A 17,871-nucleotide genomic window follows, 5' to 3' on the forward strand; every position below is an offset into this window, starting at 1 on the left:
GGTGAGGCATGACCGGCAACGAGCATGGCGCCATTGAGACTTACGAGTGCGATGTGCTCGTGGCCGGATCGGGCTGCTCCGGCATGTCGGCCGCGATCACCGCGCGCTCCCGCGGCCTCGATGTGCTGATCGTCGAGAAGGAGCCGCGCTTCGGTGGCACCACCGCGCGCTCCGGCGGCTGGCTCTGGATTCCCGGTACATCGCTGGCAAAGGCCTACGGCATCGAAGAGACGCCGGAACAGGCCCGCACCTATCTTCGCCACGAGGCCGGCAACAATTACGACGCCGCGCGGGTCGATGCCTTCCTGAGCGCCGGCCCCGAGGCGGTCGATTTCTTCACCACCAAGACCGCGCTACGCTTCGACATGCCGCTGGTGTTTCCGGACTACCATGCCGAGGCGCCCGGCGGCGCGCAGGGCGGCCGCTCCATGGTGACGCGCCCGTTCGACGGGCGCGAGCTCGGCGATCAGATCAAGACGCTGGGCATGCCGCTGCCCGAGCTCACCGTGTTCGGCATGATGCTTGGCTCCGGCAAGGAGATCATCCATTTCATGCGGGTGACGAAGTCGCTGACCTCGGCGGTCTATGTCGCCAAGCGCCTGTCGCGGCATCTGATGGACGTGCTGCGCTACGGCCGCGGCATGACGCTGACGAACGGCAACGCGCTGGCCGGGCGCCTCGCGAAATCCGCGCTCGATCTGAAGATTCCGATGTGGCTGTCCTCGCCGGTGCGCGAGCTGACCGTCGAGAACGGCGCCGTCACCGGCGCGATCGTCTCGCGCGAGGGACGCGACGTGCGCATCCGGGCACGCCAGGGCGTCGTTCTCGCCTGCGGCGGCTTTCCGCATGATGTGGAACGGCGCAAGAGGATGTTTCCGCATGCACCGACCGGCAACGAGCACTATTCGCCGGGGCCGACCGGCAATACCGGGGATGGACTACGCCTGGCGGAAGCCGCCGGCGGGCAAGTCGAGGAGCGCCTGCCGAACGCGGCAGCCTGGGTGCCGGTGTCGCTGACCACGCGCAAGGACGGCTCGAAGGGCGTGATGCCGCATTTCATCGACCGCGCCAAGCCCGGCGTGATCGCGGTGATGCGCGACGGCAAGCGCTTTGCCAATGAAGGCAATTCCTATCATGACTTCGTCCAGGCCATGGTCAAGGCGGCCAGGCCCGGCGAGGAGATCGCCGCCTTCCTCGTCTGCGATCACAAGACGTTGCGCAAATACGGCCTCGGCTGCGTGCCGCCCTTCCCGATGCCGCTGGGCCATCACCTGAAGTCCGGCTATCTCATGCGCGGCGACACGCTGGAGGCGCTCGCGGCCAAGGCCGGGATCGATGCCGAGGCGTTCACCGAAACGGTCAGGCAGTTCAATGCGACCGCCCCACTCGGTCACGATGCTGCCTTCGGCAAGGGCTCGAAGGCCTATAACCGCTACCAGGGCGACGCACTGCACGGCCCGAACCCCTGCGTCGCGCCGATCGAAAACGGACCGTTCTACGCCATCAAGATGGTGATCGGCGATCTCGGCACCTATGCCGGCATCGTCACCGACGAGAACGCGCGGGCGCTCGACGCCGAAGGCCGGGTGATTCCCGGCCTCTATGCCGCCGGCAACGACATGGCGAGCATCATGGGCGGCAACTATCCCGGCGCCGGCATCACCCTTGGGCCGGCGCTGACCTTCGGTTACATTGCCGGACGACATCTTGCCGACAGCGCCGCCAGGCGCGACGCAGCGTAGGCCACCCGCCAGGAGGCGCATGAAGAGAGAAAGCCGCGGCATCCAGTCGATCGAGGTCGGCGGAGAATTGCTCCGCGCGCTCGCAAGATGCGGCGAGCCGATGATGCTGCGCGATCTCGCCCGCGAGGCCGGCATGACGCCGGCCAAGGCGCATCCCTATCTCGCCAGCTTCTCCCGCATCGGCCTGATCGAACAGGACGAAACCACCGGCCGCTACGAGATCGGCGCGCTGGCGCTCGAGCTCGGTCTCATCAGCCTGCGCCGGCTCTCGGGCGTGCGCATCGCGCGTCCCAGGATCGCCGCGCTCGCGAACCAGATCGGACATGCAGTCTCACTCGCCGTCTGGGGCACGCACGGTCCAACCGTGGTGCAGCTCGAAGAGCCGGCCCAGCCCGTCCACATCGTGATGCGGGCCGGTTCGGTGATGGCACTGCTGGAGACCGCGACGGGCCGGGCTTTTGCGGCGTTCCTGCCGGAGAAGACGATCGCTGCCGCGCTCGAAAGCGGGCTCGATCGTCGCGGCGTCGGCTACAATCCGAAGCGCGCGGTGAAGGGCGCGAAGGTCGCCGAGATACTCGCCGAGGTCCGCAAGCACGGCCTTGCCCGTGCGCTCGGCGATCCCCTGCCCGGCGTCAACGCATTCTCGGCGCCCGTATTTGACCATTCCGGCCACGTCGCGCTGGTCATCACCGCGATGGGGCCGGAAGGCACTTTCGATGCGCGCTGGGACAGCCCCATCGCGCATGCCTTGCGCGACTGCGCCGGCGGCATCTCGAAGCGGCTGGGATATGGGCTGACCGTTGCGGCGGAGTGAGGCAGACTGCCTGCCTCACGACGACTGTCTTCCCCGCGAAAGCGGGGAAGCCAGTACGCCGCGGCCCATCGATCCGATCACGACCGCCTCGGCGTACTGGATCGCCCGGTCAAGCCGGGCGATGACATCGAGTGTGGGGCGGCAACGTGCCTACTTCTCCTTCACGGGCACCGTGTAGTTCAGGATCAGCCTGCCGCCATCGGGATAGATCGTCTGGCCGGTGATGTAGGACGCATCGTCGCTGGCAAGGAACGCCACGACCGATGCCACCTCGCTCGGCTCGCCGCCGCGGCCGGCGGGCGTGCGCGACATCACGGTCCTGCGGGCATCCTCCGAGGTGTAGATGGACGAGGCCACCATGTCGGTCAGGATCGTGCCGGGGCCAACCGCCACCACACGAATGTTGTGCGGGGCGAGCGCGACAGCCGCGACCGACGTGAGCTGCTTCATGCCGCCCTTGGACATTGCATAGGTCGCCAGCGCCGGGATCGCGAGCAGCGCATTCACCGAGGACATGTTGATGATGACACCGCCGCCGCCCTGCGCGATCATTTGCCTCGCCGCCGCCTGCACGCCGAAGAATGCGCCTTTCAGGTTGATGCCGATGATCTCGTCGAACTCCTCTTCGGTAATGTCGAGGATGTCCCGGTTGCGGGCGACGCCGGCATTGTTGACCATGATGTCGAGCCGGCCGAACTCCTTCACGGCGGTCGCGACGAGCTGATCCACGTCAGTGCGCTTGGCGACATTGCCGACCACGGTGCGCAAGGCGTCCGGCCGCCCCAGCTCGGCAGCCGTCGCGGCGAGGCCGTTTGCATCGACATCGGAGATGACGACCTTGACGCCATCGTCCAGGAATCTCTTCGCGCAGGCCTTGCCGATGCCGCGCGCCGCGCCGGTGATGGCGGCGACCTTGCCGGATAGTTTCATGGGTTCGCTCCAGGACTTGTGACGATCTCGCGGACGCGTTCACGCAAAGACGCGCGGGCGCAGTCCGGCGTGAAACCAGGTGATCATGGAATAGATGTCGTAGACCGGCAGCCCGACTTCGGCCTGAAGCGCTGCGGCATAAGGCGGCATGTTGGTGCATTCGAGCACGATGGCGCCGACGTCGGGATTCTCGGCGACGAGCTGCTTGCCGGCCTCGACCACGTCACGCTCGGCCTGCGCAATGTCCATGTCGTCCTTCTCGGCCTTGATCAGGACACGGAAAAACTCCTTGCCGTTCTCGGTGCCGACCAGCGGCGTGTCGAGCGGCACGCCGGCGCCTTCGAGATGGGCCGGCGTCAGGGTCGAGCCCGACACCGTGACGAGCCCGACGCGCTTGCCCGGCGGCAAGGTCGCCTGCACCCAGGGCACCTGCATCAGCGACGAGGTCGCGACGGGAACGCCGACGGCCGCCGCGATCTCCTTCTGGAACAGCGAGAGGAAGCCGCAATTGGTGGTGATGGCTTCGGCCCCGAGCCGCACCAGATCCTTGGCCGCGTCGATGAAGTCGGGCAGCAGGCCGGCGGCGCCCTTCAGCACCACCTTCTCCGGCGAGGCGCCGCTCACCACACGATAGAGCACGGGGAACGGCCAGGTCGTGCCGTTGCCCATGTCGCCGGGAATGCGGGGGAAGCGCGCCTCCAGCATCAGGATGCCGAGCGGCGCGCCATAGATAGCCTTGCCACCACGGGCGATACGGGAGGACGGGCTGGCTGAGGTGCTCATGGTACGCTCTCAGAGGAAACGGTCGGGCGCGAACGGCGCGAGTGGAATCTCCGGCGCCTTGCCGCTCACGAGCTGGGCGACGAGACGGCCGGTGCGGGCCGAGCCGACCAGGCCGACATGGCCGTGGCCGAAGGCATAGACGATGTCGCGCGAGGCGCGCGCGTAGCCGATACAGGGACGCCCGTCCGGCATGCTCGGGCGATGGCCGAACCAGGTCTTGATGCGCGAGGCCGGGATGTCCTTCGGCAACTTCGGGAACATGCTGAGGAGGTGGCTGCGCAGGATCTCGGCGCGTTTCCAGTTCGGCGCTGCCTCCAAGCCGGCGATCTCCACCGTGCCGGCGGCGCGCAGGCCCTTGTTGGTCCAGTTCACCACCATCTTGGCGTCGGATGCCATCATCGAACTACGCGGGCCCGATTCCGGATTCTCGATCACGACATGATAGCCGCGCTCGGTCTCCAGCGGCAGGGGATCGCCGACCGACGCGGTGAGTTGCTTCGAGCGGGCACCCGCCGCGACCACAGCGGCATCGCATGCGATCTCGCCGGTTTCGGTGATGACCGCGACGAGCTTGCCGCCGGAGAGCTTGAGCCCGGTCGCCTTGGCGCGCACGTGCTTCGCGCCGCTGGCGATCGCATGATTGGCAAGCGCAGCAACGTAAGCACCGGGATCGCGGCAGCGGCCGGCCTCCTCCACCACCACGCCAAAGGTGTAGCGCGGATGCAGGTCCGGCTCGCGCTGCCGCATCTCGTCCGCGTTGAGCTCGAGCCATTGGACGCCGACCTTCTTGCGCAGGCGCCAGCCGAGGTCGCTGTCGAAATTGCCTCGCGACGGGAAGACATGCATCACGCCGTTGCGCTCGATCAATTCAGGGACGCCCGCCTCTTCCGCGAGCTTCCGGTGCAGCAACGGCGCGTCCTTCAGGAGATCACGCAACGCAAAGGCCGTCGTCTCGACGCGCGCCGCGGTCCAGCCCGAGAGCAGGTACTTGATCAGCCAGGGCAACGCCTTCGGCAGGTACGACCAGCGGATCGCGAGCGGGCCGAGCGGGTCCAAAAGATATCCCGGCACCTTCATCCAGATGCCCGGCTCGGCCGGCGGGATCACCGAATGCGACGACAGCCAGCCGGCATTGCCGTAGCTCGCCGCCTGTTCGCCGCCGGGCTCGCCCGGATCGATCAGCGTGGCGCGATGGCCCTCGCGCAGGGCCTCGATCGCGCTGATCACGCCGATCGCGCCGGCACCGATGATGGCGACGTGGCGGCCGGCCGACATCGCTTAGGCCTTCACCGCGGGCACGAAATCCTTGCCGACCGAGATCGCGCGCGGATCGATGATGCAGTGAAGGATCGACGGCTTGCCGGAAGCGAGCGCGCGCTCGAAGGCCGGCGCGAACTCTTCGGTGCGCTCGACGCGCTCGCCATGGCCGCCGAACGCCTTCGCATACATCGCGAAGTCCGGATTCTTGAGCTGGGTGCCGACGACACGGCCGGGATAGTCGCGCTCCTGGTGCATGCGGATGGTGCCGTATTGCGAATTGTCGATGATGATGACGACCAGCGGCGCGTCATACTGCACGGCCGTCGCGAATTCCTGGCCGTTCATCAGGAAGCAGCCGTCACCGGCGAACGCGACGACGACGCGATCCGGATACTGCCGTTTGGCGAGCACGCCGGCCGGAACGCCGTAGCCCATCGAGCCCGAAGTCGGCGCGAGCTGGGCGGCAAAGCTGTGGAAGCGGTGATGGCGATGGATCCAGCCGGCATAGTTGCCGGCTCCGTTGCAGACGATAGCGTCCTTCGGCAGGCGGTCGCGCAACCACGTCATCACCTGGCCGTACTGGAACGAGCCCGGCAGCTCGCGCGCCTTCCCGGTCCAGGCGAGATAATCGGCGTGCGCCTTGGCGGCCTCGCCCTTCCAGGCCACCGCGCCGGCGGGCTTCAGCGTCTCGACGGCGGCGGCGAAGGCGGCGGGAGTCGCCTGGATCGCAAGCGCCGGCTGATAGACCCGGCCGAGCTCTTCGGAGCCGGGATGCACATGGATTCAGTTTCTGCTGCGGGGTCGGAATGTCGAGCAGCGTATAGGACGAGGACGGCATCTCCGACATGCGGCCCCCGACGAGAAGAATGACATCGGCGCCCTCGATGCGCGCCTTCAGGCCCGGGCTCGGCCCGATGCCGAGATCGCCGGCATAGTGTGAATGGTCGGCATCGATCAGCGAAGCCCTGCGGAACGAGGTCGCGACCGGCAGGTCGAAGCGCTCGGCAAAGCGCGCAATGCTCCTGGTCGCCTCATCGGTCCAGCGCGTGCCGCCGAGAATGACGAGCGGCGCCTTGGCGCTCGCAAGCATCGCACCAACGCGTTCGATATCGGCAGGCGCCGGCCAGCTCACGGCGGGCTCGATGCGCATGGCATCGGCAACGGCGGCGGTCTCGGTCAGCATGTTCTCCGGCAGCGCGATCACCACGGGACCGGGGCGGCCCTGCATGGCGACGCGGAAGGCGCGCGCCACCAGCTCCGGAATGCGGTCGGGGCGATCGATCTCGACCGCCCATTTCGCCATGGAGCCGAACACCGCCTTGTAGTCGAGCTCCTGGAACGCCTCGCGCTCGCGCATGCCGGTGTCGACCTGGCCGACGAACAGGATCATCGGCGTCGAATCCTGCATCGCGATGTGGACGCCGTGGCTGGCATTGGTCGCGCCGGGGCCGCGGGTGACGAAGCAGACGCCGGGGCGGCCGGTCAGCTTGCCATAGGCTTCCGCCATCATCGCAGCGCCGCCTTCGGCCCGGCATATCACGACGTCGATCGGGCTGTCATGCAGCGCATCGAGCGCCGCCAGATAGCTCTCGCCCGGCACGCAGGTGACGCGCTCGACGCCTTGGGCGACGAGCTGATCGATCAGGATCTGGCCCCCGGTGCGGGTGTTGCGAATGGTCATGTCGGCTCCCTCGAGACTTCGGCGATGCCCCTCACCGCCTCGCAAAATTACGTTCGGACGTGGCGTAGGACAGGCCGACAGGACACGCAAGATCGAAAGGCTTTTCGCAGCCTGCGCAGGCGGCATGCCCGTCCCTGCCCTTTGCACGACCGCCCGAGTCGCGGCGACCCTGGACCAGATCCGTGAACAGATACCGGAGCGCTTCGAGGTCCGCAGCGTCAGCGCGGCACCATGGAGCGCCGTTCTGACCTGGTGCCAGCCCAACTTCGCTCCGGCCGAACCCAACCGGTTGCAATCGCGCTCGCCCAGGTGAGCATGCCCTTGCTGCGCGCCAGTGCGGCCATGGCTGCGCTATCGTAGGGCACATAGCGGATCGTCGCGCTCCAGGCGCGTCCGGCATGCTCCAATATGGCGTAGCACGCGTGGGGCGTGCCGACCTCAACCACGTAAGGCACAGGCGACTTGCCGTCGTAACCAGGCAGCCCGACGCTGCCGGGGTTTACGACCAGTCGCCCATCCCTCAGACGAACGACCCTCGGAACGTGAGTATGCCCGCACAGGATGACCTGGGCAGTGATTCCCGCGGCTTCGGACTCGATCGCCTCGATCGGACTGGCGCGCACGCCGCCGTCATCGGCTATATGATCGAGCCAGAAGGCGGCATCGTTCCCAGGTGACGCATGGCACAGGAACGCGCGGTCTCTGTACATCAGCGTGGGTGGCATGCTTGCCATCCAATCGAAATGCTTGCGCGCGAGTTGCTGGAAATCACTGCGCGCCGAAGTACCCGCCTGCCGGAGCTCCAGGAGAATTCGATCCTGATCGCCCCGCACCGACGGAAAGCCGCGCTCGATGAGCAGGTCTGCGGTTCTTGCCGCCTCGAGCGGCCCGCTGACGTGGTCTCCGAGATTGACGACCTCGTCGATACCGAGCGCGGCAATGTCCGCAAGGACGGCGTCCAGCGCCGGGAGATTCCCGTGCACATCCGCGATCGCAGCAAATTTCATTTGACCCTCCCAGTCGAGATGGCCGACGATTCACGCAATGCGGGACGATGCAGGGATAGCGGTTCTCTTTAGCTGCATTTGTAGAAGCGCCCGCAAGCTGAGGATCAAATCGGCGCGAGGGAACAATGACACAACGAAGGTGCCGCAATCAAGGGACGGCTACCGGGCTTCGGCGCCTTCGTCTACGATCCAATTGAATCACTGCTGGGAGCACTGGAATGCAAACCATCGGCCTGATCGGCGGCATGAGCTGGGAGAGCACCGCGCTCTACTACAAGCTGATCAACGAGCGGGTCCGCGACCGCATGGGCAAGCTGCATTCGGCACCATTGTTGCTGTATTCCTACGATTTCGAGGAGATCAAACAGATGCAGTATGCCGGCCGCTGGCAGGAGGCGGCGGCCAGCCTGGCGGAGGTCGCACGGCGGCTCGAAAGCGCCGGGGCGCGCGCGATCGTGCTCTGCACGAACACGATGCATAAACTGGCGCCCGAGATCACGGCCAGCGTGACCGTTCCGTTCATCGACATCGGCGACGCGACGGCGCAGCGGATTCGGGCCAAGGGATACCGGCGGGTCGGGCTGCTCGGCACCAAGTTCACGATGGAGCAGGATTTCTACATCGATCGGCTGCGCGCGCATGATCTCGATGTGCTGATTCCTCCGGCCGACGAGCGCGCCGATGTGAACCGCATCATCTACGAGGAGCTGTGCCTCGGGAACGTCGCCGCTCCCTCGCGTCGTCGCTATCAGGAGGTGATGGCGGCCCTCGTCGCCCGCGGCGCCGAGGGCATGATCCTCGGCTGCACCGAGATCACGATGCTGGTCGGCCAGGACGATACCTCGGTCGAGACGTTCGACACGACGGCCATTCACGCGGAGACGGCAGCCGATTTTGCGATCGGATGATGCGTCTTCGCCCGCCTTCCCCAGTGTGGACCGCCCACAGAGCGGGCGCGAACTTGAATGCTGCACTGCGGCCAAAATCGACGGAAGTCGCGCTTGATTTTTGCCTGTCCTTGCCCCACCCCGGAGGCATGGCAAACGACAGCAAGGTCATCGCCGCCAACGCGGCCTTCTACGCCGCCTTTTCGACCGGCGATTTCGACGAAATGCAACGGATGTGGGCGGATGACGACGCCATCTCCTGCATCCATCCCGGCTGGCCGGCCATCATCGGGCGCGCCACCGTGATCGGTAGCTGGCGCGACATCCTGCAAACCCGGAGCGGCCGCAGATCGTCTGCGCCGAGCCGCAGGCGATCGTCGATGGCGACAGCGCGCGGGTGCTCTGCATCGAGATCGTCGACGGCACCGCCTTGGCCGCCGCGAACCATTTTCGTCGTGTCGGCGACGACTGGCGCCTGGTGCACCACCAGTCCAGCCCGATCGCGCAGATTGTCGAACAGGCCGAGGACGATAGAACGAGTCACCGCGTCCACTGACCGTAGCGATCACGTAGGCGTGATCTACTGTGCATGGGGTTGTTCCTCAGTTTTTTATTTGGCGGCACCGAGTTCCGACAGGTCGTCCAGTACGACCCGCGCCGCGGTGAAGTCATCGTCCCCAAAGAACATGCTGCGCGTGATCCAAACCGGGATGCCGGCACGCGAGGCCGCAACCAGACCGTTGGCGGAATCCTCAATCGCGACACAGTCCGCCGCGCCTAGCTTCAGCCGCACCAGGATCTCGAGATAGACGTCCGGCGCAGGCTTCTTGTGCCGCACGTCATCGCCGGCGACGATCGCCTCGAAATCCGCAGCCCAGCGCCTGCCCAGGGCCTGCGAGAGCAGCGCATCGATATTGCCGTGCGAGGTGGTGGTCGCAATTGCAAGCCGCTGGCCGCGCGCACGGGCCGCAGCGAGCAGATTCGTCACGCCCGGCCGCAAGGGGCAGCAGCCAGTTTCGATCAGCTCGGCATAATGCGCGGTCTTGATGCGGTGCAGCTCTGCGATGTCCATGTCCGACAATGGTGGAGCGGTCCCCAGCCTCGTGCGGTAGGCGCGCATGCGCTCCTTGCCGCCCGTGACCCGCAACAGCTCCTTGTAGACGGCACGGTCCCACCGCCAGTCGAGACCGTGGCGGGCGAAGGCGAAGTTGAAGGCCCGGCGGTGCAGTTCCTCGGTCTCGGCGAGGGTGCCGTCGACGTCGAAGATCAGCGCAGCCGCGCGCCGGATCAGTTCACCGCCATCGCATCGCGCTGCCGCGGGCGCTCCCGCCTGAATGATCGATCCGGTCGCCAACGACGCCTCCCTCCCGACCTGGCTGTGACGTGCGAGCATTGCCCGCAGTGGCGGGCGAGACAAATCGCAATATCTTTTGCCGGACCCAAAAATCTCTTATGAGCGTGGGGCGCCACGGCGCGAGCGGGAACTCCGACCTGCACAGGAGACGCATGCGGCTCTTCATCCTCGGCCTCGGCTACAGTGCCCGGCACTTCGTTCGCCAGCACGGCGGCAGCTTCTCGCATGTCGCCGGCACCGTGCGCGACCCCGCGCAACGCAACGACCTCGCCCGCGTTGAGGTGCATCCGTTTTCCAGCGGCCGTCCGTCGCAAGAGACGGTTCAACAGGTCCGCGACGCCGATGTCCTCCTGGTATCGATCCCGCCCGGCAGCGTCGGCGATCCCGCCATCACGGCGTTCGGCAACGTGCTACAGGAAGGCCGCCGCAAGGTCGTCTATCTCTCCACCATCGGCGTGTACGGCGATCACGGCGGCGCGTGGGTCGACGAGAGCACGCCGCCGCAGGCCGTCCTCGACCGCACGCGCATGCGGGTTGCCGCGGAGCAGGCCTGGACGGACGCGGCGCGCGGCGATGCGGCGATCCTGCGGCTCGCGGGAATCTACGGTCCCGGTCGCAACGCGCTCGCGACGCTGCGCGCGGGAACGGCGAGGCGCATCATCAAGCCGGGACAGGTCTTCAACCGCATCCACGTCGACGACATCGCCAGCGCGATCATGGCCGCTATTCGATATCCGAACGGCGGCCCCTGGAACGTCTGCGATGACGAGCCCGCGCCGCCGCAGGACGTGATCGCCTATGCGGCGAAGCTGATGGGCGTGGCGCCGCCGCCAGAAGAAGCGTTCGCGACCGCCGAGATGTCGGCAATGGCCCGCAGCTTCTATGCCAGCAGCGCCCGTGTCTCCAACGTGAAACTGAAGCGCGAGCTCGGCGTCTCGCCGGCCTACCCCACCTATCGGCACGGCCTCGACGCGCTGTGGCGGGCAGGCGAAGGACGATAGGGTTCCTGCACTCCCACGCCTCCCAGACATGCCTTGCCCGCGCTTGACTTCATCCCGGTGCGGCCGTGATCTAGCCATCGAGCGAGCCACCACACAACGAGCTCGCCTCTTGGGAGAATGCAATGAACAAGACGATCGCCATGATCGCTGCGACTGCCGTCGTCACGCTCGGTGCGGCGCGCGCCGCGCCGCTGCCCGAAGCCAATCCCGACGACGTCGGTTTTTCGAAACAAGGCCTTGCGCGCCTCGATAGCTTCTTCGCGCGCGAAATCGCGGCCAAGCGCGTACCCGGCGCAGTGGTCGCCATCGCGCGCGACGGCAAGCTCGTCCACTACAAGGCCTATGGCATGCTCGATCCCGCCAAGAGCACGCCGATGCCGATCGATGCGATCTTTGCGCTGGCCTCGATGACCAAGCCAATGGCCGCGGTCGCCGGCCTGACCCTGATGGAGCAGGGACGGCTGCCGCTCCAGGCCAGGCTGTCCGACTACTACCCGGGCTTCGCCGACATGAAGGTCGGCGTTCCCCAGGCCGACGGTTCGCTCAAGCTCGAGCCGCAGGCCTCGCCGATCTTCATCCACGATCTCTACCGGCACACGTCGGGATTAATGTATGGCGGCCGCCCGGACTCATCGAGCCCGTTGGCGCGGCAATATCCCGACGGCGTCGCGCCGGCGATCGAGGGCGACACCCAGGCCTTCATCGACCGCATCACCAAACTGCCATTGGCGCATCAGCCCTCGACCGAGTTCGAGTATGGTTTCTCGATCGACGTGCTCGGCGCGGTCGTCGAGAAGGTGAGCGAGCAGAAGCTCGGCGACTATCTCGCCGCCAACGTCTGGCAGCCGCTCGGCATGAAGGATGCGACCTTCCACCCGACCGACGCCCAGCGCCCTCGCCTTGCCCGCCCGTTCACGAACGATCCGCTCACCGGCAAGCCGCAGGCCATCAAGCTCCTGGACACCCCGACCAAGTTCGATTGCGGCGGCGCGTGCTCGTTCGCGACGGTCGGCGACTACATCCGCTTCGGACAGATGCTGCTCAACGGCGGTGAGCTGGACGGCCAGCGCATCCTCGGTCCGAAGACCGTGCATCACATGACAGCCAATCACCTCGGCCCCGAGATCAAGAACAAGGTGGCCAATGTCGAGCCGCATCGCGGCGGCTTCGGCTTCGGCCTTTCGGTTGCGGTCCGGACCAGCGAAGGATTGTCTTCAGTCCCCGGCAATCCCGGCGAGTTCACGTGGAATGGTGCCTACGGAACGCAGTTCTTCTGCGATCCCAAGGAGCGTCTCGTCGTCGTGGTGGGGACGGCCGCGCCTGGCGAGCTCAGGAAATATTACCGCGAGCAGGTCCAGGACATCGTCTACGGCGCGATGACGAAGTGAGGTCGCTGCGTGCAAATCAAAAGGGCGGCCGATCGGGCCGCCCTTCGAAACCATGCATCAGCTCAACACGCCGTACTTCTTGAACCAGGCCTGCGCCTGCTTCCAGGCGTCTTCCGCGGCGTCCTTGCGGTAGCTGCCGCGATAATCGGCATGGAAGCCGTGCGGCGCTTCGGGGTAGATCTTGAATTCGGCCGTCTTCTTGTTCTGCTCGAGCGCCGCCTTCATCTGCTCGACCTGGGCGACGGGAATGCCGGTATCAGCGCCGCCGTAAAGGCCGAGCACCGGCGCCTTCATCTCGGGCGCGAGCTGCATCGGGCTCTTCGGCCACGCCGGATTGGCAGGATCGACCAGCGTGCCATAGAAGGCAACGCCTGCCTTGAGAGCGCCGCTATGGGCGGCGTACTCCCAGACCGTGCGGCCGCCCCGGCAGAAGCCGATGATGCCGAGCCTGGTGACGTCACCGCCTTGCGAACCAGCCCACGCCACCGTCGCATCGAGATCGGACAACAGCTCGGCGTCCGGCTTCGCGTTCACCACCAGCAGCAGGTCCTTGAGCTCCGAGACCTTGGTCAGGTCGACGCCCTTGCGGAAATAATAGTCGGGCGCGACCGCGAACGCGCCGAGCTTGGCCAGGCGCCGCGTCACGTCCTTGATGTATTCGTGCACGCCGAAAATCTCCATCGCCACGACGATCACCGGCGCCTTGGTATTGCCGGCCGGGCGGGCGAAATAGACCGGCATCTCCTCGGAGCCGACCTTGATCTTGGCATCGCCGGCCTCAAGACCATTGGTGTCGGTCGTGACCACCCCGGCGCGCACGGGCCCGGCCGCAAGCGTATAGCCCGCCGCAACGGCCGCGGTGGCACTCATGAATCCGCGACGTGAGACCGGGGCGCTTTTGGTCAGCCCGACGACGTCGGATGCCATGGTGGTTTCGAAGCTCATCGGTCCATTCCTTCCTGCTGCCTGCTACCCCTGGGGCGACGCATTCGCCAATAGTTGCCGGCGAAACGCAAATCACCAGCCTGCGAGCACGAGTCGTCGAAATTCGAGGATGTTGCCGATCGCGGCCAAGAAGGCGGCACGTTTCAAAGTCGAGCCTCGCCTGCCTGTCCATCTCCCACGGACACTCGGTCCCTGGATCGCGCGTGTACCGGACTTAACCGTCTAGCCCGTCCTATTCGTGAGAGTGCGGCTTTTGGGCCCGATTGATGCGGCCGCACATCTTGTCTGACGAGGCGCACAGGATTGCCTTCGGCTTTTCGCCGCCTGACGACCGGTACTTTGCAACGCGCTTGAGGGATGGGTTGGGCGAACGGGGGCGGACGCCCCGCCGGTCAAGGACCGAGCGGCAGCAGCGCGCCGGGCAAGCCGCAGATCAGGTCGGCTTCGGGACATGCCGCGGCAAACGCAAGGCGAATGCGGCTCGTGGTCTCGACGACACGGGCGGCGATTTTCAAGAGCCGAAGACGCAGCGTCGCGAACTCGGCAGCGGCCAATTCCCGGGCTTTGGGAATGGCGTCGCGCACGGTCAGCATCAGCCAATAAGCGGCCGTATGGAGCACGAGACGGACCTGGTTGGCGAGCGCCGAACGGCAGCTGGTGCGATCGGAGGCGAGCTGCGTCTTATGCAGCTTGATCAGATTCTCGGCTTGGCCGCGCGCGCAATACAGGCTGTCGTAGATCCACTCGGCCGAGCCGACATCGAGGCTGGTGACGACGAAGCGGATGTCGAGGCCGAGCATCGTCGCCTCAATACGGGCGACAGTGCGCCGTTCGCGATCCCAGGACTTTGCCTTGTGGCGCGTCTCGGTATAGCCACGCAGAACCGGCAGGTTCTCGATGGCGCGTCGCGTGCGGATGTCGTCGGCGACCTCGTCGACTTTTCTGGCGAGAGGCTTGGTGCCGGACAGACCGAAGATGTAGTCGATGCCGTTGGTCTCGCACCACGCCATTGCCTCCGGCCGGGCATAGTGCCCGTCGCCACGGAACGTAATTTGCGTGTTGTGCCATCGCGTCCGGATATGCCGTACCAGGCGGCGCAGATGGGCACGCACCTCGACGCCGCCCGGCGTCTTGCCGGGCCTCAGCACGACGGCCACGGGCCGGCTCTTCTCCGTGTCGTAGACGTGGATCGGCAGGAAGCAGCGTTCGTCATAATGAGCGTTGAACAGCGAGAGCTGCTGATGGCCGTGGACGACGTCGCAGGTATCATCGATGTCGAGCGTGACGGATGCCGGCTCGCGCGGGTAGCTATCCATCCATGCGTCGACCAAAGTGTAGGTCAGCCGGATCACGTCGCGCAGGCGCGGAGCATTCTCCAGCCGCGACAGCGTCGGCTGGGAACACAAATCCCGGCCCGTGTCCGGTAGGCGACCGCAGGCCAGTTTGAATGCCGGATCGGACCTCAGATGATCGAGGTCGTCGGCGTCCTCGTAGCCGCAGCAGATCGCGAACATGCGAGCGCGGAACATATCGACCAGGCTGTGCACGACCCGCGTCGGATCGCGCCGATCCGGGAACACCCGGGCCAGATTGTTGGCCAAACCGAGACGCCGCTCGGCCATCGCCAGAAGCATCACGCCCCCGTTCGAGGTTAGGCGCCCACCATCGAAGGCAGCTGTGACTTTCTTGGCGTGAACGGCTGGAAACGAGAAGGGCGGAATCGTATCGTCGGTCATGGCGGGCGTGGCGTTCGCGGTTGGAGGTGATGGGGTTGGCTTCGCAACCGAATCCTACGCCGCATCAGCGCTTTACCCCTCAGGCGCACTCTTACGAATAAGACGGGCTAGCTACATTGCATCGCAACATCCATTAACCGAAAAATATGGTTCTTTCCCGGCCGGCCACACTGCGAGAGGTTGCGAAGGATGCCCCTGTTCGCACGCTCGACATGCTCGGCCGCAACAAATGGCCACTGCAGCGGCGGCAATGACAGATCGTGTTGCTCGCGCATCGCATATCATCGCCAATTCGCGGGCGAACCGTCGTCATTTGATTGAAATTTTCCGAGTATCCGAGCCGCGCGATTTACTCGAACTTTCTTTGTGAAGCACTAGTCCACGGCCGGAAGTTCCATCTCCGAAACGGAGAGGCTTCTTCCCCCAAGCGCGATCCGCCGCCCATCAACGGACGAAGGAGCGCCTGCGGGCTTCATTCTCGTCCACCCAGATTGCGCTACCCAAGGCTCAATTGAATAAACGTTTATACGACCTGGAACTGAAATGAACTTGGCTCGCGAATCGATTGAATTGTTGGAGCAGGCCGCGCGAATCCTGTGGTTCGAAGGCACCAAGCACGGCTTGCGCGACCGCGAATGGATGGCGCTGCGCTTCCTCTCCCGGGCCAACCGGTTTTCCCGAACGCCGTCGGCGCTGGCGAGCTACGTCGGCACCACGCGGGGCACCGCCTCGTTCATCATCGGCGAGCTCGAGCGGCTCGGCTACCTCGAACGAAAACGTTCGGCCACGGACAAGCGGTCGGTGATGTTGAGCGTGACCCAGCAGGGCAAGAAATTCCTGGTGCGCGACCCCGTCAACGTTCTCGTCGAGGCGATTGCCGTTCTCGACGACGACGTCAAGACCCGCTTCCGCGACACGTTCCGGCACGTGCTGGATCAGTCCGACGCAGCCGAGCAGCGGCAGAGCTATGCGGGAAACTGGGTGATGACGGAATGAGATAGGCGGCGTATCGAGGCGGGTGTCGAGCCTGCCAGAACCTCAAGGAGAGCGATACGCCATGAACGAGCATAGCAACATTGTCCCACTGCGTCAGCCCGATGAGATCGACGATCCACTGACGAATATTTTGCGATCTGGAGCTCGGCAGCTGCTTGCGCAGGCTGTCGAGATGGAAGCCGAGGCGTTTCTCGCCGCGATGAAGGGCTTGAAGCTTCCCGATGGCCGCGACCGCCTCGTGCGACACGGCCATGGTCCAGTGCGGACGATCCAGACGGGGATCGGCGCCGTCGAAGTCGCCCGGGTAAAGATTCGCGATCGCGCGGTGACCAGCGATGGCGAGCGGATCCGCTTCACCTCGGCGATCCTGCCGTTGTGGGCACGGCGCACGAAGAGCTTGGATGCACTTTTGCCGGTTCTGTATCTGCGAGGCATCTCGACGGGCGACTTCCAGGAGGCGCTGGCGGCGCTCTTGGGCAAGGATGCGCCGAATCTTTCTCCGGCGGTGGTTTCCAGACTGACGACGGAGTGGCAGCTCGAGTACGAGCGTTGGCAGAAGCGCGATCTGTCGGCGCGCCGGTACGTATACGTGTGGGCGGACGGCGTCTTCCTGCAGGCTCGCATGGAAGACCACAGCGAATGCATGCTGGTGCTGATCGGCGCGACGCCGGAAGGCAAGAAGGAACTCATCGGCTTCCAGGTCGGCGTGCGCGAGAGCACGCAGAGCTGGCACGAACTGCTCGTCGAGGCGAAAACCCGAGGGCTGAAGATCGCCCCGGAAATCGCCGTCGGTGACGGCGCGCTCGGCTTCTGGAAGGCGCTCGACGAGGTCTTTCCCGCCACGCGACATCAGCGGTGCTGGGTGCACAAAACCGCGAATATCTTGAACAAAGTCGCAGTGTCGGTACAGGCCAGCATGAAGAAGGATCTGCGCGAGGTCTATTTGGCGTCCAACCGAGCTTCGGCCGAAGTGGCGATCGATGTCTTTGCCGAGAAATACGGAGCGAAGTACGACAAGGCGGTCGAGTGCCTGACGAAAGATCGCGACGCAATGCTTGCGTTCTACGAATTCCCCGCCGAGCATTGGGACCACTTGCGGACGACGAATCCCATCGAAAGCGTGTTCGCGACGGTCCGGCACAGAACGGTGCGCACGAAAGGTTCGTTATCGTCAACGACTGCCAAGTTGATGGTGTTCAAGCTGCTCTGCGCCGCATCAAAGACCTGGCGGCGGCTGAAAGGCACAAATCAGTTGCCGAAGGTCAGCGCAGGTGTCAGATTCGAAAACGGCATCGAGGTCATCCAAGTGCCGGAAAACCACGCCGCCTGATCGCCTCGTCACCCAAA

Annotated in this window: 13 protein-coding genes and 3 pseudogenes; 8 read left to right on the forward strand and 8 right to left on the reverse strand. The window is 65.5% G+C overall.

Annotated elements, in window-relative coordinates; translation table 11 throughout:
- Positions 1–8: 8 nt before the first annotated feature.
- Positions 9–1,742, forward strand: a complete 1,734-nt coding sequence (locus ABIF91_RS05525) for an FAD-dependent oxidoreductase (RefSeq protein WP_028180776.1) — start codon at positions 9–11, stop codon at positions 1,740–1,742.
- A 19-nt stretch (positions 1,743–1,761) separates the two neighbouring features.
- On the forward strand, positions 1,762–2,556 hold the full coding sequence (locus ABIF91_RS05530) for an IclR family transcriptional regulator (RefSeq protein ID WP_028180775.1): 795 nt from the start codon (positions 1,762–1,764) through the stop codon (positions 2,554–2,556).
- 150 nt (positions 2,557–2,706) lie between these two features.
- On the opposite strand, the gene ABIF91_RS05535 is transcribed toward ABIF91_RS05530, so the two are convergent.
- The 5 genes and pseudogenes from ABIF91_RS05535 to ABIF91_RS05555 all read right to left on the reverse strand — a co-directional run bounded on the left by ABIF91_RS05535 (position 2,707) and on the right by ABIF91_RS05555 (position 8,217).
- The gene (locus ABIF91_RS05535; RefSeq protein WP_028180774.1) at positions 2,707–3,486 is read right to left on the reverse strand and encodes an SDR family NAD(P)-dependent oxidoreductase; all 780 of its coding nucleotides are present in this window, start codon (positions 3,484–3,486) and stop codon (positions 2,707–2,709) included.
- 39 nt (positions 3,487–3,525) lie between these two features.
- Complete coding sequence (locus ABIF91_RS05540; RefSeq protein WP_028180773.1) at positions 3,526–4,269, reverse strand: aspartate/glutamate racemase family protein; 744 nt, start codon at positions 4,267–4,269, stop codon at positions 3,526–3,528.
- Positions 4,270–4,278: 9 nt separating this feature from the next.
- Entirely contained in the window at positions 4,279–5,544 is a 1,266-nt protein-coding gene (locus ABIF91_RS05545) for an NAD(P)/FAD-dependent oxidoreductase (protein WP_028180772.1), read from the reverse strand.
- A 3-nt stretch (positions 5,545–5,547) separates the two neighbouring features.
- Positions 5,548–7,210: pseudogene (locus ABIF91_RS05550) on the reverse strand (thiamine pyrophosphate-binding protein).
- Positions 7,211–7,428: 218 nt separating this feature from the next.
- Positions 7,429–8,217 carry a metallophosphoesterase family protein gene (locus ABIF91_RS05555; RefSeq protein WP_050995211.1) on the reverse strand — a complete coding sequence of 263 codons (789 nt, stop codon included), beginning with the start codon at positions 8,215–8,217 and terminating at the stop codon, positions 7,429–7,431.
- 218 nt (positions 8,218–8,435) lie between these two features.
- On the opposite strand from ABIF91_RS05555, the gene ABIF91_RS05560 reads away from it, so the two are divergent.
- The gene (locus ABIF91_RS05560; protein ID WP_028180771.1) at positions 8,436–9,125 is read left to right on the forward strand and encodes an aspartate/glutamate racemase family protein; all 690 of its coding nucleotides are present in this window, start codon (positions 8,436–8,438) and stop codon (positions 9,123–9,125) included.
- Between the two features lie 128 nt (positions 9,126–9,253).
- Positions 9,254–9,660, forward strand: a pseudogene (locus ABIF91_RS05565) (nuclear transport factor 2 family protein).
- A gap of 54 nt (positions 9,661–9,714) precedes the next feature.
- Here the strand turns inward: ABIF91_RS05565 and ABIF91_RS05570 are convergent.
- Positions 9,715–10,497 (reverse strand): HAD family hydrolase, encoded by a 783-nt coding sequence (locus tag ABIF91_RS05570; protein ID WP_085966144.1) that lies wholly within the window; start codon positions 10,495–10,497, stop codon positions 9,715–9,717.
- A 113-nt stretch (positions 10,498–10,610) separates the two neighbouring features.
- On the opposite strand from ABIF91_RS05570, the gene ABIF91_RS05575 reads away from it, so the two are divergent.
- Positions 10,611–11,459 carry an SDR family oxidoreductase gene (locus ABIF91_RS05575; protein ID WP_424578796.1) on the forward strand — a complete coding sequence of 283 codons (849 nt, stop codon included), beginning with the start codon at positions 10,611–10,613 and terminating at the stop codon, positions 11,457–11,459.
- Between the two features lie 122 nt (positions 11,460–11,581).
- On the forward strand, positions 11,582–12,847 hold the full coding sequence (locus ABIF91_RS05580; protein ID WP_028180767.1) for a serine hydrolase domain-containing protein: 1,266 nt from the start codon (positions 11,582–11,584) through the stop codon (positions 12,845–12,847).
- Positions 12,848–12,904: 57 nt separating this feature from the next.
- Here ABIF91_RS05580 and ABIF91_RS05585 read toward each other — a convergent pair whose 3' ends face one another.
- Both ABIF91_RS05585 and ABIF91_RS05590 read right to left on the reverse strand, forming a co-directional pair.
- Positions 12,905–13,792, reverse strand: a complete 888-nt coding sequence (locus tag ABIF91_RS05585) for a dienelactone hydrolase family protein (RefSeq protein WP_035670262.1) — start codon at positions 13,790–13,792, stop codon at positions 12,905–12,907.
- A 392-nt stretch (positions 13,793–14,184) separates the two neighbouring features.
- On the reverse strand, positions 14,185–15,528 hold the full coding sequence (locus ABIF91_RS05590) for an IS1380-like element ISBdi2 family transposase (RefSeq protein ID WP_208086440.1): 1,344 nt from the start codon (positions 15,526–15,528) through the stop codon (positions 14,185–14,187).
- Positions 15,529–16,071: 543 nt separating this feature from the next.
- Here ABIF91_RS05590 and ABIF91_RS05595 point away from each other — a divergent pair.
- Positions 16,072–16,488: pseudogene (locus ABIF91_RS05595) on the forward strand (MarR family winged helix-turn-helix transcriptional regulator); the annotation flags it as partial.
- Between the two features lie 97 nt (positions 16,489–16,585).
- The gene (locus ABIF91_RS05600) at positions 16,586–17,854 is read left to right on the forward strand and encodes an IS256 family transposase (RefSeq protein ID WP_014497957.1); all 1,269 of its coding nucleotides are present in this window, start codon (positions 16,586–16,588) and stop codon (positions 17,852–17,854) included.
- Positions 17,855–17,871 lie beyond the last annotated feature (17 nt).

The sequence above is a fragment of the Bradyrhizobium sp. USDA 241 genome (assembly GCF_049739505.1).
GTDB classification, from domain to species: Bacteria; Pseudomonadota; Alphaproteobacteria; order Rhizobiales; family Xanthobacteraceae; genus Bradyrhizobium; species Bradyrhizobium liaoningense.

What these genes read in the sequence shown, in the direction of transcription:
- ABIF91_RS05540 (WP_028180773.1), bottom strand. Translation starts at nt 4,269, where the DNA reads ATGAGCACCTCAGCCAGCCCGTCCTCCCGTATCGCCCGTGGTGGCAAG.
- ABIF91_RS05590 (WP_208086440.1), bottom strand. Translation starts at nt 15,528, where the DNA reads ATGACCGACGATACGATTCCGCCCTTCTCGTTTCCAGCCGTTCACGCC.
- ABIF91_RS05570 (WP_085966144.1), bottom strand. Translation starts at nt 10,497, where the DNA reads ATGCTCGCACGTCACAGCCAGGTCGGGAGGGAGGCGTCGTTGGCGACC.
- ABIF91_RS05560 (WP_028180771.1), top strand. Translation starts at nt 8,436, where the DNA reads ATGCAAACCATCGGCCTGATCGGCGGCATGAGCTGGGAGAGCACCGCG.
- ABIF91_RS05600 (WP_014497957.1), top strand. Translation starts at nt 16,586, where the DNA reads ATGAACGAGCATAGCAACATTGTCCCACTGCGTCAGCCCGATGAGATC.
- ABIF91_RS05545 (WP_028180772.1), bottom strand. Translation starts at nt 5,544, where the DNA reads ATGTCGGCCGGCCGCCACGTCGCCATCATCGGTGCCGGCGCGATCGGC.
- ABIF91_RS05555 (WP_050995211.1), bottom strand. Translation starts at nt 8,217, where the DNA reads ATGAAATTTGCTGCGATCGCGGATGTGCACGGGAATCTCCCGGCGCTG.
- ABIF91_RS05525 (WP_028180776.1), top strand. Translation starts at nt 9, where the DNA reads ATGACCGGCAACGAGCATGGCGCCATTGAGACTTACGAGTGCGATGTG.
- ABIF91_RS05580 (WP_028180767.1), top strand. Translation starts at nt 11,582, where the DNA reads ATGAACAAGACGATCGCCATGATCGCTGCGACTGCCGTCGTCACGCTC.
- ABIF91_RS05585 (WP_035670262.1), bottom strand. Translation starts at nt 13,792, where the DNA reads ATGAGCTTCGAAACCACCATGGCATCCGACGTCGTCGGGCTGACCAAA.
- ABIF91_RS05530 (WP_028180775.1), top strand. Translation starts at nt 1,762, where the DNA reads ATGAAGAGAGAAAGCCGCGGCATCCAGTCGATCGAGGTCGGCGGAGAA.
- ABIF91_RS05535 (WP_028180774.1), bottom strand. Translation starts at nt 3,486, where the DNA reads ATGAAACTATCCGGCAAGGTCGCCGCCATCACCGGCGCGGCGCGCGGC.
- ABIF91_RS05575 (WP_424578796.1), top strand. Translation starts at nt 10,611, where the DNA reads ATGCGGCTCTTCATCCTCGGCCTCGGCTACAGTGCCCGGCACTTCGTT.